Genomic DNA, 13,987 nt, shown 5'->3' on the forward strand with positions numbered 1-13,987 from the left:
CATGTTTGTGCTGCATCCCCCCCTTCCCAAAGGGATGGTGTCTCTCAAACTCGTCGCATCGTCATTCACCCGCATCTGACCCCACCTTTACCGCATTTTATGCGGCCTATGGTGTTGTCCGGATCATAAGAACAAGGAGAATTTATGCGGTACCAAATCAGTGGCAAACAAATCGACATCGGCGAAGCCCTGCAAACGCATGTGAAAACGGAATTGGGCGAAGCTGTCCAGAAGTATGCTGAGCGTCCGACGGACGCGAATGTCATCTTTTCCAAATCCGGTCACGAGTTCGTCTGCGAAACGACGGTGCACCTATCGACTGGCCTTACGGCGTCAGCGAAAGCGCATGCTACTGATATCTATGGATCTTTCGATTCATGTGCAGCAAAGATGGAAAAGCAGCTGAGGCGCTACAAGCGACGGTTGAAAGATCACCATCGCGAGCGTGCGCAACCGGTTGAACTTTTCGGTGCATCCTCGTATATCCTCGCCTCAGAAAGCGATTCAGACGCGCAGGAACCCGAAACACTCCAACCCATGATCATCGCGGAAATGCAGACCAAGATCGCGACCTTGTCTGTGGGTGAAGCTGTGATGCAGATGGAAATTTCGGGAACGCCTGTCGTGGTCTTCCGCAAAGACGGTCAAGAAGGCGTAAACGTTGTCTACCGTCGCGATGACGGCAACATCGGCTGGATCGATCCGTCGTAACACAAACCGGACCCATCAGCGGCCGAGAACAGAGCGAGCAGAATGAATTTTGCGAAACTCCTAAAGCCGGGGGCTGTCAAAGTCCTCACATCGGCCTCAAGCAAGAAACGCCTGCTCCACGATATCGGGGAGCTGGCGCATAATGCTTACGGCTTGAAAGCCGCCGCGGTGGTCGAAGCCTTGATGACGCGCGAATCCCTTGGTCCGACAGGCGTGGGCCACGGGGTCGCGCTGCCCCACGCGCGGCTTGAAGGTCTGGACAATGTGCTGGGGGCCTTTGTGCTTCTCGACAAGCCGATCGATTTCAACGCGGTCGACCGCCAGCCGGTCGATATCGCTTTTGCCCTGTTTGCCCCTGAAAGCGCGGGTGTCGAACACCTCAAGGCGCTGGCGCTGGTGTCGCGCACACTGCGCAATGCCTCTGTCTGCTCTAAGCTGCGGGCCAACCCGGACCCTGCCACGCTTTACGCGATCCTGACCGAAGCACAGGCAACGCAGGCCGCCTAAGCGGCGCTACCCCCAGCTTTTGAACCCGAACATCATATAGTCCCTCTGGTACGCGTCGGATGCGCGTTTTTCGATGTCGGCATCATAGATGTCAGCCAGCGCATAGGGGTGGGTTGCGGGTCGCTCGGGCAAGGCTGCGGGCGGTTGCACCCCGACGCTTTGCGCCAAGGCTGACAGCTCTGCGGCGAGCGCGTCCTCGCGGATGATCCGGTCGGGCAAGGCGAATTCGCCGAAACCCTGTACCGCCTGCGCCTGCGTGCACCACGCCTGATCCACACGGATTGCTGTCTGCCCGTTCAGATTCCCCTTGAGGAAAGTCAGAAACGCCTTGAACGCCGCGCGATGCGCATCGGCGTCATAGCTGTGGTCCGGTTCGCCTTTCGGCAGCGGCAGCTTGTAGCGGTTGATCAACGTCGTGCGCAGCTGCGGGTAGCTGCCTTTGTCCGTGGTCACGATGTGCCGGCAGAACGCGTCATGCGCACGGTCCACCGGATGCCGCAGCACGGTGAAACTGCGGTGACCGGGATGTCGGCGCTTCCATTGGCGTAACTGTTTCTGGTTCAACTTGGTTTGCAGCTTGTCCCGCGCGACACCATCCAGCGCCGCCATCCAGTCCAGCACCTGCGGCTCTGGCCCGCTGCGCAAGGGCAAATAAAGCAACGGAGCTTCGGCCGCCGCGACATAGGACGGCACCACCGGCCCGCGGCGGGGTTCGAAATTCGGGGTGCGGGTCAGGTCGAAGCGATCCATCCGGCCAAGGGCATCTAGCATATCGTCATAATTGCTGACCTTGGCCGAGATCGGGTCGGGGTTCTGCTTTTTCAGACTTTTATCCAACGCCTCTAGCGGATGATCCACGCCCAGATACCGCGCCAAACCGTTCATCACCTCGACGCTTTGCAGATCCTCATAGGCCACGTAAAACGCCGTCTGCCCCAGCGTCTGCAACCGGTTCAGCAGTGTCAGCTGGAACGCCTGAAGCGCCTCTAGGTGGTCCGAGAATTCTTCTTCGTCAAAGTCGGCTTGCGCCTTTTTCCGCGCTTTCACATCCGTCAATTTCCACTGACCGGTGCTGCGCGCGATCTTCCAGCTGACGTAGCTTTCGACAGGGTTGCGCGTCAGGATGATCTTGGCGCAGGTGTCGTCTTCCAGCAGCGGGTCCAGCACGCGCGGGTCGTGGTTGTGGAAATAGCGAAACCCGCCGATGCCCTTGGTCTTGTCGCGTATCGCAACCAGCAGCTTTGTCGGGTCGTCGTCCCGTGTCTGCTGGTCTATGCCCAAAATCTCGGTGCTTTTGGGGTAGCCGATAAAATGCGGGTTGAAGGCCTCGCCGTGGCAGGTGATCCCGTCAAAGGCGTTCAGGTTACTCTCCAGAAAGTTGGAGCCCGTGCGCATTTCGGCAAAGACGACAAAGCTTTTGAATTTAGAACTCATATTTATTGCACCAGATAGGGTTTGCGCGGCGGTTTCTGGGGGGCCGACATGCCACGTTCAACGGGAAAGTCGCCCATCAGATAGGGGTGCATCCCCTGGTTCTTGAGGTTCTGCAGGAATTGGCCAAAGCCGGTGAGATCCGCCATCTTTGGCACCTCGGACAGACGACCGGTTTTGACCTGCCCGATCTCGTCCAGAATGCTTTGCAGCGGCTCCATCGGGGCTTCGATGAATTCGGCCATCGTCCAGATACGCACCCGCGCCTTGGCGTAATGCGACCGCAGCACCTTCATGTGTTCGCTTTCGATCTTTTGCAACGCGGCGGCGGTGCGGCGAATGTCGGCGAAATCCTGATTGGACCGGAACAGCGGCACAGCCCAAGCCCCGGTGATCACCGACACCTGCGCATTCGGATCCTTGGCGATGTTCCAGACGATATCCTGATTGTCCTGTGGGCCGAACTGGAAGCATTGACGTTCGCCACGGGTGTTCCAGATCAGATTGGTCAGAAACGCCTTGGGGTCATAGTCGCGTATCTTGGCGCTATTACTCAGCGCCCCGTTGATCGAGTTCTGCCCATCGGCAAAATGCACGCGATCCGGTGCGAACAGATGGCCATGCACCCGCGCGCCGGTGGATTTGGTGAGCCAGGGTTCAAAGTTCTCGAACAGCTCGACAAAGCCCTGAAACACGGAATAGGGCGCGGCAGTGACGCCGTTTTCCCAATCTTCGTTGGGGAAGCGGCTTTGCATATAGAGCCCCGCCCGCCCCCGCGTGCGCCGTTCAACCGCTTTGGCAAAGACACGGTCAATCTTGCCGGGGTTTGGCTCTGTCCGCTTCATGGCACCCGCCTCATCGGTGAGGAACGCCTCGTAGAGCCTGTCCGCTTTGGGCCATATCTTGCGCGCGACAAAGCAATCGGACCGCCGCAAAAGCTGGAGGTGATCGTCGTAAAAGATATGCGGCTTGCCCTGAAAATCGAACTTGGACAGCGTCAGCGACCGGCTTTCGATCTGGGTCGAATACAGCCGCGCGAGCGTCTGGAAGTAGCTTTCATCCGGTATCCAGACGTGGCGGAAATAGGCGTCGTAGGCGGCGCGTTTCGGGTCTTGCAGGATCGCCGACAGGGTTTGCCGCGTCAGGCACCACCATTGCGACCCCATATGCGGCACGACCCCCTTGGGGATACGCCGCTTGAGCCCGATAAAGCGCTGTACCGCCACCGCCCTGTCGAACAGATAGCGCCGCCGTTTCCACGAGAAGGGAAAACGCATGGTAAAACGTTCTTCGTCCAGCCCGCCAACGGTCCAGGGCACATCGGCTGTAGTGGCGCTTTCGATAAAATCGGTGCGCGGGCGGGCGGCAAGATAGTCGATCAGCTCTTTCACCGGACGCAGCGGCAGGCATGACCCCGATGCCAGATATACATGGCGCACATCCGGAAAGCGGTTCAGCATCATCTCGGACGCGGTTTGCGAGGCGGCCACCAGCCCCCATGTCCCCCATTCGCAACGGTATCTTTTGCTGAACACCAGCGCGGGCACATCCGCGAGCGCCTGCACAAAAGCATCATGGGTCTGGCGTGGCACCGATTTATCGACGTGGATCACCACCGGACAACCCGCCGCCGCCCAATGCCGCGCGACCTGTTCGGCGCGGCCAAGGGCGGTGTGGACCAGCATGACAATCCCGACGCTCATGCCCAGTTCCCCTTGGACATGAGCCCCAGAATCTCGAGCTGGCGCCAGTTGATATATTTCTCGGACCACTTGCCCCACAGCTGCGGGTTCTGGTCGGGGTTGTTGGCATAGGTCTTGTATTCGATGGATTTGGCATAGTGCTGGCCGCGCACAAGTTCCTCTGCCGCCTTGGCGCTAAAGGTATCCAGGAATTTGGCATGAAGCAGCACGCCTGATGCTTTCTCTCCGCCCCATTCGTCATAGACACGGTTCAACCCGCGCGGCAGCAGCATATGGGTGGAACTGACATAGGCATAGCGCCGGTCCCATTTGACCAAGGGCACCTTGTTCAGCGCGGGGGCCTTGGCGGGCTTGTGTTTGAAAAATACCCGCGCACGCGGCCCGCCCTGTATCCACAGGTTTCCATATTTGGCATTGCGCGAGATCGCGTAGTTGCCGCTGTCGAACCACGATGCGATCTCCATCGGGTTCTGCCCCTCTTGATAGGGTTCATCCCCCAGCCGTCCCTTGGGGTAGACATCCAGCAGCATCGCGCCAAAGCTGCGGATCTCGCAGTTGTCCAGCCAGTCGGTCAGCGCCTGAACCGGCCGCGTATCGCAAAACGGATAGACAAAGAATTCATCCGGATCGACCACCAGCACCCAATGCCCGTGCGCGTATTTGCGCTTGAGGTAGTTCATCCAGTCGACACCGAACCCCGACCGCCGATAGCTGGCATCCGTATGCCAGACAGAGACATCCTTCATCCCGCGCAGGTAATCGGCACTGCCGTCGTCGGACCCGTTATCGACAAAGAGAAAGTGGTTGATCCCCAGCTCTCGATAATACTCCAGGAAATACGGGAGCCGGATTTTCTCGTTCCGCATGGTGCAGACAAGCAAGACATCATCGGGACGGATGGCGCTGGTGTTGTCCTGAACATGTGTCAGCTCGGACGACTTGCGCAGCGCCCGGATCAACCGCCGCTTGCGCCGCACGCGCATCTTGTAAGAATCCCAAAGGCTCACGTGTTCTCCATACCCTGCGCGGAATGCCCCGCCAGCCTAGGGCCTTCATTCCATCAGGTTCCAAGCCAATATGTCATGGGCCGTGTTCATAAACAACGTACTTTGAAACAGTTACGCGTTGCCGGAATGACGGTCAGGCCGGGGAATATCAGGCCCAGGGGCTGCGCATCAGGTCGCAGTCTTCCAGATCCGCCGGCCCGGTATAGCGCCGCGCATCTGCGTGCCACAGATCAGGGGCGTCGGCGATCTGGTCATAGTAACCATCAAACTGTGCTGGGTTGTGAAAATGCTGCCCCCGTGCCTTTTCCTGACGGGACTTCGCAATGATCTCTGGCAGGAACTTACTGTGCAGCAACACCCCCGAGGCCGTCTTCCCCCCCGGCCCATCGTAGATGTCATTCAGCGCGGGCGGCAGGAGGGAGTGGGTCGAATTCACATAGACATAGCGCCGATGCCAGCGGATCAGCGGTATCTTGTTCAACGTCGGTGACTGCGTGGGACGATCGGCAAAGAAAACCCGTTCGCGGGCACCACCCTGCACCCAGAGATTGTTCATCGGCCACTGACGTAGCGCCCGATAGGGGGCGGGGTCGAACCAATCCAGCACCTGCGCAGGGTCTTGGCCGGGGGCATAGAGCTGCGCGCCCAATGGGCCCTTCGGGAACATATCCAGCATCAGCGTGCCGAACCCTTTGCGCGCTTTACGCTCAAGTTGATCGGTCAATGCGGGCAGTTTCCGCGTCTCCATCTGGTCATAGACCAGCAGCTCGTCCGCATCGACGGTCAGACACCAGCGCCCGTGCCCATGCCGCCACAGCAGCCAGTTCAGCCAGTCCAGCCCGAACCGCGACGCGCGATAGCTGGCAGAGGTTTGCCACAGGGTCACATCGGGCTGTGCCGCCAGCATTTCGGTACTGCCATCGTCACTGCCATTGTCGATCATCAGAAAATGCGCAACGCCAAGATCGCGGTAGTGATCCAGAAAATACGGAAGCCGCGCGGACTCGTTGCGCAGCACGACAAAGGCGAGCACGCCGTCGCGCGGAATGGCGGGCCGCGTTGGCGCTTTCAACTGATGCCGCGACCGCAACGCACGCCACAGCAGCCGCCGCCGTTTCAACCGCATCCGATAGGCACCCCATAGCCGGGCCCCTCGCGACGCGGGAACAGCGGCGCTGTCGGTCATGCGCTATAGTGGCCGGTCTGGTGCCATCTCCACGCGTCGGTGATCATCTGCTGCAGGGTCGACCGTGTGGGCCGCCAGCCCAGCTCTGTCTCGGCGCGGACGGAGCCCGAGACCAGCTTGGTGCAATCGCCCGGCCGCCGGTCGCCTTCGGTCATGGGCACGGCGCGGTTGGTAACCTCGCGGCTGTGTTCCACAACCTCGCGCACGGAAAACCCGGTGCCGGTGCCCAGATTGAACACGCGACTGCCCTTATCCTCTCGCAGCCAGTTCAGCCCCAGAACATGGGCATCCACCAGATCGCAGACATGCACATAATCACGAATGCAGGTGCCATCGGGCGTGTCGTAATCGGTGCCAAAGATTGTCAGCGCATCCCGTTTACCGTCGATGGCGTCCAGCATCAGCGGGATCAAATGTGTCTCGGGCTGGTGGAATTCGCCGACCTCCCCTTCGGGGTCGGCACCGGCCACGTTGAAATAGCGGAAGATCACACTTTGCAGGCCATAAGCCGCCTCGAAGTCGCGCAGGATATCTTCGATCGCGCGTTTGGAGGCCCCGTAAGCGTTGATCGGGTGCTGCGCGCTATTTTCATCCAGCACGACATTGTCCTGATCGCCATAGGTCGCACAGGTGGACGAAAAGACGAAGTGTTTGCAGCCTGCGGCGACCGTCGCCTCGATCAGATTCAGCGACCCTTCGACGTTGTTGCGCCAATAGGTGCCGGGCTGTTTCATGCTATCGCCCACTTGGCTAAGCGCGGCAAAATGCATGACAGCGACCGGCTGGTATTGTTCAAACGCGGCGTCAATCTCGGCGCGGTTCAGCAGGTCGCCCTGCACGAACGGGCCGAATTTTACTGCGTCACGCCAGCCGGTGACCAGATTATCGAAGGTGACGGGGGTATGCCCTGCGGCGGCCAGTGCCTTGCACGCGTGCGACCCGATATAGCCCGCACCGCCGGTGACCAAGATATTCGCCATACGCCCGTCCCTATCGTCCAGCGCTTATTGCGCTGCGGTTTCACCCTGCATGATGTCTTGCAGATACGCACGCAGATCATCGCGCAGCTCTTCACGCGCCAGCCCGAAGGACACGGTCGCCTGCAGGAAACCGGATTTGGAGCCGCAGTCGAAACGCTGGCCCTTGAAGCGGTAGCCATAGACATCATTGCCTTGCGTCAGCTCTGCTGCGATGGCGTCGGTCAGCTGGATTTCCCCGCCCGAGCCGGACTTCAGTTGGTTCAGGTTTTTCAGCACGTTTGGCGACAGGATATAGCGGCCGATTACGGCAAGGTTCGACGGCGCGTCTTCAGCTTTGGGCTTTTCGACCATGCCCTTCACCTTGACCAGTTCACCATCGGTTTGACCCTCGTCGATGTCCAGCATCCCGTAGGAGGAGGATTTTTCAGGGTTCACTTCCATCGCCGCAACCATGTTGCCGCCGGTCTCGTTATAGGCTTCGATCATCTGCTGCAGGCAAGGTTTGTCGGCAGCGATCACGTCATCGGGCAGCATCACCGCAAAGGGTTCATTGCCGATCAGACGACGGGCGCACCATACCGCGTGGCCCAGACCAAGCGCTTTGTGTTGGCGGATATAGGCGATGGCACCGCTGTCCATATTGGTGCTTTTCAGGATCTCCATCAGCTCTGTCTTGCCCTTGGAGCGCAGTTCCTGTTCCAGCACGGGAGAATGGTCAAAGTAATCTTCCAGCGCGCCCTTGCCGCGGGAGGTAACAAAGATGAATTCCTTGATGCCCGCCGCGCGGGCCTCGTCGATGGCGTATTGCACCAGCGGGCGATCGACCAAGGTCATGATCTCTTTGGGGACAGATTTCGTCGCGGGCAAAAACCGCGTTCCCAAACCTGCCACCGGAAAAATCGCTTTTGTTACTTTCTTAGCCATGTGAAATCGTCGCCTTTATACATTTACGTGCGGATAACCGAGTTAGCGCTCATTGAATTGCAAACCACCATGCTGCCAGCCCTAAATATGGGCAGCGCCTAAAATATGGCGGCTTCTTGCTGATTTTGCGGTCAAAAGCTCCTTTATGCCGCAGCTTGCACATCTTTGCGCCTTATCCGCCGTTTTCGTTAAATAAATCAAAACGTCGGATCGCTGTGGCTTTATTCATTACAGGTTGCACGCCCCACCGCAATATTGGTGATGGCGGTGGGGCGGTGCGGTTACGCCAACCCCATCTCGGCCATCATCGCTTCGATCTTTGGCACATCTTCGGGGTTGTTCAGCTCCCAGAACTGGCGGCCCTTGGCCTCGACCTCGACGCAGAGCACCTTGTGGCTGTTTTCCATGAAGCGCAGCTGCTCCAACCCCTCAAGCTGTTCAAGCGGGCCGACCGTCCATGACGGATAGGCCGCCAGCGCGTCGGGGCGATAGGCATAGACGCCCACGTGGTGAAACACCGGCGTGGCATCGGTATCCTCATAGGTTTTCGACGTGAACGGCACGACTTCCTTTGAGAAATACATCGCCGCATGATCCGCTGCGAAAACGGCGGTGGTGCCACCCACCCGACCTGCTTTGCGGTCGGCCAGTAGCCCGTTCAACGCCGCGCCATCGCAGCGCAATACCGGCGTCGCGATCCCGGCATCAGGGTCGCCTTGCAGACCCTGCACAAGGCTTTCGACAAACCAGTGCGGTGTCAGCGGCGCGTCGCCTTGCAGGTTCACCACGATGTCATAGCCACCGCCCAGAACCGCATGGGCTTCGGCGCAACGCTCTGTCCCGTTGGCACAGTCGACCGAGGTCATCACCACCTCGGCCCCGAAGGCTTCGGCGGCGTCCTTGATGCGATCATCATCGGTGGCCACAACGACCTTGTCGACGCCCTGAACCTCGCAGGCAGCACGCCAGCTGCGTTCGATCAGGCTGCGTGCCGTACCGCTCGCCCCTGTCAACAGCGCCAGCGGTTTCGCCGGATAGCGGGTGGAGGCATAGCGGGCGGGAATGACAATAAGAACCGACATCAGGAGGCTTTCAGATCAACGCCCGGTGCATGGGCGATAAAGAAGGGGTTGGCGAAATCGGCTTTGCCGTAGGTCAGCGGGGTCAGGTCGTCAAAGCGCACAACGGCCCCACCAGCGCCGGTCAGAACCGCGTGGCCTGCAGCCGTGTCCCATTCCATCGTGCGCCCGACCCGAGGGTACAGATCCGCCTCGCCCGTGGCGATCAGGCAGAACTTCAGCGACGAGCCCGCGCTTTTCATGTCGCGCACATTGTATTTCGCGATGTAGTCATCGGTCGCCTGATCGCGGTGCGACTTGGACGCGACGACCATCAGCGCGGCATTATCCGGCGTAGAGACTGATATCGGCTGCACAGGGCCCATGCTGTCTTTTGGGAAATCGCCGGTTTCCTCGACCGCGCTGCCATCGGCCAGCGTGAAGAACATGCGCGAACGGGCGGGGGCATAGACCACACCGCGTGTCGGCACGCCGCCTTCGACCAGCGCGATGTTCACGGTGAAATCACCCCGACGGTTGATGAACTCTTTCGTGCCGTCCAGCGGGTCCACGATCAGGAATGTATCGCCCGACGCCGAATGGGTGGCCGACTGCTCTTCCGTGACAAGCATCACATCAGGGAACGCCGCGCGCAGCCCGTCCGAGATGATCTTGTCCGCCGCTTCGTCGGCAATGGTCACGGGGCTTTCGTCGGATTTGGTTTTGACCTCGAAATCATCCGCGCCGTAAATCTCCATGATCTTGTCGCCTGCTTCGATCGACAAACGGCGCATCACCGTTACCAGTTGCTCATAATCCATAATGTCGCGGCCTTTTCAGTTTCGTTGATTACTTTGCGCAAACCCCTTATGATTGCGCCTTGACGGAACAGCAAGAATTCCGTGCGAGGGTACGTCACAAAGAGGCTTTACGATGTTTCAACCAAGGCGCACCAACACGGGCAATTTCCGCTCGGCCGTTAACTTCTTCGAACTCGTCTACCACTCCGTCGTGCGCTCTGTGCGCAAGCAGCACAACAATGCCTTTGCCGCCATCGGGATCAACATCCTGCAAGCGGTGATCTTTGTTGGCGTGTTCTATGTCATGTTCTCGGTTCTGGGGATGCGCGGGGCGGCCATTCGGGGCGATTTCGTGATCTACATCATGACCGGCATCTTTCTGTTCATGGTGCACACCAAAACGGTTGCCGCCGTCGCCGCTGCCGAGGGACCGGCGAGCGCGATGATGAAACACGCGCCGATGACCACGATGATCGCACTGGCTGCGGCGGCCTTGGGCGCGCTGTATATTCAGATGCTATCGCTGATCCTGATCATGTCGGTCTATCACCTCGCCTTCAATCCGGTGGTGATCTACGACCCGTCGGGCGTGATGTTCATGCTGATGATCGCGTGGTTTACGGGCGTGGCCGTGGGAATGGTGCTGCTGGCCATCAAACCCTGGGCACCGGCCTTTACACAGATCTTCACGACGATTTACCAGCGGGCGAATATGATCGCCTCGGGCAAGATGTTTCTGGCCAATTCGCTGCCGTCCTTCATGCTGGCCATGTTTGACTGGAACCCCTTGTTCCACGTCATCGACCAGGCGCGCGGATATGCGTTTATCAACTACAACCCGCGCTACAGTAACTGGGAATATGCGGTTTGGGTCGGTGTGGTCCTGATGGTGATCGGGCTGATGGGTGAATTCTACACCCGTAAACATGCCTCCGCGAGCTGGAGCGCGCGACGCTAGGCTCAGGTCACGACCCGCAGCGTGATGTTGATCCGCCCGCCCTTGGGCAACAGCGTCGAAGACCCCGCACGAATGCGGTCGATCCCGTGATAGTTCAGCCGTGCCTCGCCGCCCATGACGACGACATCGCCCGATTGCAGCCAAAGGCTGTCGGTTTTGCCACCGCGCTTCTGACCGCCGACGCGCAACATTCCTTCGTCGCCAAGCGAGATGGACACGACCGGCCAGCGGAAATCCGTCTCGTTCTTGTCCTGATGCAGGCCCATCTTCGCGTCTGACGCGTAATAGTTGATGAGGCAGGACTCCGGCTGCCGTTCCAACCCCGTCAGGTCATTCCAGATCGCCAACACCTCGGGCGGGATCGCAGGCCACGGGGTGCCGTTGGGGTGGGTTGGCGCATAGCGATAGCCCTGCGTATCGGACAGCCAGCCGTAGTCCCCCGCGGAGGTCATACGCACCGACATCTGCTGCCCGCTTGGCATGACCGGTCGGAAGAACGGCACCTGTTTGACAACGCCGCGCACGGCATCCAGCAGCCCGCGCTGCGCCGACAACGTAAGGTAAGATTTGTGAATTTCGAAGCCGCGTAACCGCAATATCGTCATCTAAACGCCCTTCTTGCCTGCTTTCGCGAAAAATCCACGCAGAATCCGCCTCTCCTTTCTCATGCAACGGTTGCAGGGTCCATATCTGCTCCTTATATACGCCGAGAACCGCTAAAGGCATCCGGCCTTTGGTGAAAAAGATCGGGGCAAAGGTGCCACAACGGGCCTGCGCTTCGTGTCATCGCCTTGAGTAAAAGAGGGATCAAACATGGCCAAAGTTATTGGTATCGACCTAGGAACGACAAACAGCTGTATCGCCATCATGGACGGCAGCCAGCCTCGCGTTATCGAAAACGCCGAAGGCGCGCGCACCACGCCCTCCATCGTTGCGTTCACAGACGACGAACGTCTGGTTGGACAGCCTGCCAAACGGCAAGCGGTTACCAACCCCGACAACACAATTTTCGGCGTGAAACGCCTGATCGGCCGTCGCAATGACGACGCGGATCTGGCCAAGGACAAAAAGAACCTGCCCTTCACCGTCATGGACGGTGGGAACGGTGACGCATGGGTACAAGCCAAGGGCGAGAAATACTCCCCCTCGCAAATCTCTGCGTTCATCCTTGGCAAAATGAAGGAAACAGCGGAATCCTATCTGGGCGAGGAAGTCACCCAGGCCGTGATCACTGTGCCTGCCTACTTTAACGACGCTCAGCGTCAGGCGACCAAAGACGCGGGCAAGATTGCCGGTCTGGAAGTGCTGCGGATCATCAACGAACCGACAGCGGCGGCCCTGGCCTATGGTCTGGACAAGAAAGACACGCAAACCATCGCGGTCTATGACCTTGGCGGCGGTACATTCGACGTGACCATCCTTGAAATCGACGATGGCCTGTTCGAAGTGAAATCCACCAACGGTGACACGTTCCTGGGTGGTGAAGACTTCGACATGCGCATCGTGAACTACCTTGCGGATGAATTCAAAAAGACCAACGGCGTCGACCTGACCCAAGACAAGATGGCGCTGCAGCGTCTGAAAGAAGCGGCAGAGAAGGCCAAGATCGAACTGTCCAGCGCAAGCCAGACAGAGATCAACCAGCCGTTCATCTCGATGGGCAAAGATGGCTCGCCACTGCACATGGTGATGAAGCTGACCCGCTCCAAACTGGAGCAATTGGTTGGTGACCTGATCAAAGCGTCGATGAAGCCCTGCGCAGCCGCGTTGAAAGATGCCGGTGTTTCCGCATCCGAGATCGACGAAGTCGTTCTGGTCGGCGGTATGACCCGTATGCCGCGCGTCATCGAGGAAGTGACCAAGTTCTTCGGCAAAGAGCCCCATAAGGGTGTGAACCCTGACGAGGTTGTTGCCCTGGGTGCGGCCATTCAGGCCGGTGTTCTGCAAGGCGACGTCAAAGACGTTGTTCTGCTGGACGTGACACCGCTGAGCCTTGGTATCGAAACGCTGGGTGGCGTGTTCACCCGTCTGATCGACCGCAACACCACGATCCCGACGAAGAAGTCGCAGGTCTTCTCGACCGCTGAGGATAACCAAAGCGCCGTGACCATCCGCGTCTTCCAAGGGGAGCGTGAAATGGCTGCGGACAACAAGATCCTTGGCGCGTTCAATCTGGAAAGCATCCCACCCGCACCCCGCGGTATGCCCCAGATCGAAGTGACCTTTGACATCGACGCAAACGGTATCGTTGCCGTAGGCGCGCTGGATAAAGGCACAGGCAAAGAGCAGAAGATCACGATCCAAGCATCCGGCGGTCTGTCCGATGCGGATATCGAAAAGATGGTGAAAGACGCCGAAGAAAATGCCGACGCCGACAAAGAGCGCCGCGCATTGATCGAGGCGAAAAACCAGGCGGAATCGCTGATCCACTCGACCGAGAAGTCGCTGGAAGAGCATTCTGACAAGGTTGACCCGACCACCGTCGAAGCGATCGAACTGGCCATTGCTGCACTGAACGACGAACTGGCAACTGACAATGTTGATAAGATCAACAACGGTATCCAGAACGTTACCGAAGCAGCGATGAAACTGGGCGAAGCCATCTACAAGGCGGCTCAGGACGAAAACGAAGACGTTGCCCCGGCTGCGGATGCACCCGAAGGTGACGACGATATCGTCGATGCCGATTTCGAAGATCTGGACGATAACAAGCGCGCGTAAG

The 13,987-nt window shown here is 58.9% G+C and carries 13 protein-coding genes; 4 read left to right on the plus strand and 9 right to left on the minus strand.

Annotation, left to right across the window (positions count from 1 at the left end; all coding sequences use genetic code 11):
- The first annotated feature begins 144 nt into the window (after positions 1 to 144).
- Complete coding sequence (hpf, locus tag ACTRWK_RS05275; RefSeq protein ID WP_005850565.1) at positions 145 to 711, plus strand: ribosome hibernation-promoting factor, HPF/YfiA family; 567 nt, start codon at positions 145 to 147, stop codon at positions 709 to 711.
- 42 nt (positions 712 to 753) lie between these two features.
- On the plus strand, positions 754 to 1,218 hold the full coding sequence (locus ACTRWK_RS05280) for a PTS sugar transporter subunit IIA (RefSeq protein ID WP_005850566.1): 465 nt from the start codon (positions 754 to 756) through the stop codon (positions 1,216 to 1,218).
- A 6-nt stretch (positions 1,219 to 1,224) separates the two neighbouring features.
- On the opposite strand, the gene ACTRWK_RS05285 is transcribed toward ACTRWK_RS05280, so the two are convergent.
- From ACTRWK_RS05285 to cysQ, 8 genes are all read right to left on the minus strand, one after another.
- Positions 1,225 to 2,652 (minus strand): sulfotransferase family 2 domain-containing protein, encoded by a 1,428-nt coding sequence (locus ACTRWK_RS05285; protein ID WP_289081369.1) that lies wholly within the window; start codon positions 2,650 to 2,652, stop codon positions 1,225 to 1,227.
- Between the two features lie 2 nt (positions 2,653 to 2,654).
- Positions 2,655 to 4,352 (minus strand): DUF5927 domain-containing protein, encoded by a 1,698-nt coding sequence (locus ACTRWK_RS05290; RefSeq protein ID WP_340261439.1) that lies wholly within the window; start codon positions 4,350 to 4,352, stop codon positions 2,655 to 2,657.
- Positions 4,349 to 5,335, minus strand: coding sequence for a glycosyltransferase family 2 protein (locus tag ACTRWK_RS05295; RefSeq protein WP_009825623.1), 987 nt, complete (start codon positions 5,333 to 5,335; stop codon positions 4,349 to 4,351). Before ACTRWK_RS05295 ends, ACTRWK_RS05290 begins: the two co-directional genes overlap by 4 nt.
- Before the next feature lie 172 nt (positions 5,336 to 5,507).
- On the minus strand, positions 5,508 to 6,545 hold the full coding sequence (locus ACTRWK_RS05300) for a glycosyltransferase family 2 protein (RefSeq protein ID WP_462843814.1): 1,038 nt from the start codon (positions 6,543 to 6,545) through the stop codon (positions 5,508 to 5,510).
- A complete protein-coding gene (galE, locus tag ACTRWK_RS05305; RefSeq protein ID WP_009825625.1) occupies positions 6,542 to 7,525 on the minus strand; it encodes a UDP-glucose 4-epimerase GalE in 984 nt (327 codons plus the stop codon). Before galE ends, ACTRWK_RS05300 begins: the two co-directional genes overlap by 4 nt.
- 24 nt (positions 7,526 to 7,549) lie before the next feature.
- On the minus strand, positions 7,550 to 8,449 hold the full coding sequence (gene galU, locus ACTRWK_RS05310) for a UTP--glucose-1-phosphate uridylyltransferase GalU (RefSeq protein ID WP_005850578.1): 900 nt from the start codon (positions 8,447 to 8,449) through the stop codon (positions 7,550 to 7,552).
- Between the two features lie 281 nt (positions 8,450 to 8,730).
- Positions 8,731 to 9,531 carry a 3-deoxy-manno-octulosonate cytidylyltransferase gene (locus ACTRWK_RS05315; protein ID WP_289081371.1) on the minus strand — a complete coding sequence of 267 codons (801 nt, stop codon included), beginning with the start codon at positions 9,529 to 9,531 and terminating at the stop codon, positions 8,731 to 8,733.
- A complete protein-coding gene (gene cysQ / locus ACTRWK_RS05320; protein WP_168592987.1) occupies positions 9,531 to 10,328 on the minus strand; it encodes a 3'(2'),5'-bisphosphate nucleotidase CysQ in 798 nt (265 codons plus the stop codon). The genes ACTRWK_RS05315 and cysQ overlap by 1 nt, the downstream gene beginning before the upstream one ends.
- A 112-nt stretch (positions 10,329 to 10,440) precedes the next feature.
- Between cysQ and ACTRWK_RS05325 the strand changes: the two genes are divergently transcribed.
- Positions 10,441 to 11,265, plus strand: coding sequence for an ABC transporter permease (locus ACTRWK_RS05325; protein WP_005850582.1), 825 nt, complete (start codon positions 10,441 to 10,443; stop codon positions 11,263 to 11,265).
- A gap of 2 nt (positions 11,266 to 11,267) precedes the next feature.
- Here ACTRWK_RS05325 and ACTRWK_RS05330 read toward each other — a convergent pair whose 3' ends face one another.
- Positions 11,268 to 11,870: an alpha-ketoglutarate-dependent dioxygenase AlkB family protein gene (locus ACTRWK_RS05330; RefSeq protein ID WP_037942528.1), complete on the minus strand. Its 603-nt coding sequence runs from the start codon at positions 11,868 to 11,870 to the stop codon at positions 11,268 to 11,270.
- Positions 11,871 to 12,078: 208 nt separating this feature from the next.
- On the opposite strand from ACTRWK_RS05330, the gene dnaK reads away from it, so the two are divergent.
- Positions 12,079 to 13,986: a molecular chaperone DnaK gene (dnaK, locus tag ACTRWK_RS05335; RefSeq protein ID WP_005850585.1), complete on the plus strand. Its 1,908-nt coding sequence runs from the start codon at positions 12,079 to 12,081 to the stop codon at positions 13,984 to 13,986.
- The last annotated feature ends 1 nt before the right edge of the window (position 13,987 follow it).

Source organism: Sulfitobacter sp. G5_S2_6_S6 (assembly GCF_054968505.1).

Coding starts and splice junctions, on each gene's coding strand:
- hpf (WP_005850565.1), top strand. CDS start 145: ATGCGGTACCAAATCAGTGGCAAACAAATCGACATCGGCGAAGCCCTG.
- ACTRWK_RS05280 (WP_005850566.1), top strand. CDS start 754: ATGAATTTTGCGAAACTCCTAAAGCCGGGGGCTGTCAAAGTCCTCACA.
- ACTRWK_RS05285 (WP_289081369.1), bottom strand. CDS start 2,652: ATGAGTTCTAAATTCAAAAGCTTTGTCGTCTTTGCCGAAATGCGCACG.
- ACTRWK_RS05290 (WP_340261439.1), bottom strand. CDS start 4,352: ATGAGCGTCGGGATTGTCATGCTGGTCCACACCGCCCTTGGCCGCGCC.
- ACTRWK_RS05295 (WP_009825623.1), bottom strand. CDS start 5,335: ATGCGCGTGCGGCGCAAGCGGCGGTTGATCCGGGCGCTGCGCAAGTCG.
- ACTRWK_RS05300 (WP_462843814.1), bottom strand. CDS start 6,545: ATGACCGACAGCGCCGCTGTTCCCGCGTCGCGAGGGGCCCGGCTATGG.
- galE (WP_009825625.1), bottom strand. CDS start 7,525: ATGGCGAATATCTTGGTCACCGGCGGTGCGGGCTATATCGGGTCGCAC.
- galU (WP_005850578.1), bottom strand. CDS start 8,449: ATGGCTAAGAAAGTAACAAAAGCGATTTTTCCGGTGGCAGGTTTGGGA.
- ACTRWK_RS05315 (WP_289081371.1), bottom strand. CDS start 9,531: ATGTCGGTTCTTATTGTCATTCCCGCCCGCTATGCCTCCACCCGCTAT.
- cysQ (WP_168592987.1), bottom strand. CDS start 10,328: ATGGATTATGAGCAACTGGTAACGGTGATGCGCCGTTTGTCGATCGAA.
- ACTRWK_RS05325 (WP_005850582.1), top strand. CDS start 10,441: ATGTTTCAACCAAGGCGCACCAACACGGGCAATTTCCGCTCGGCCGTT.
- ACTRWK_RS05330 (WP_037942528.1), bottom strand. CDS start 11,870: ATGACGATATTGCGGTTACGCGGCTTCGAAATTCACAAATCTTACCTT.
- dnaK (WP_005850585.1), top strand. CDS start 12,079: ATGGCCAAAGTTATTGGTATCGACCTAGGAACGACAAACAGCTGTATC.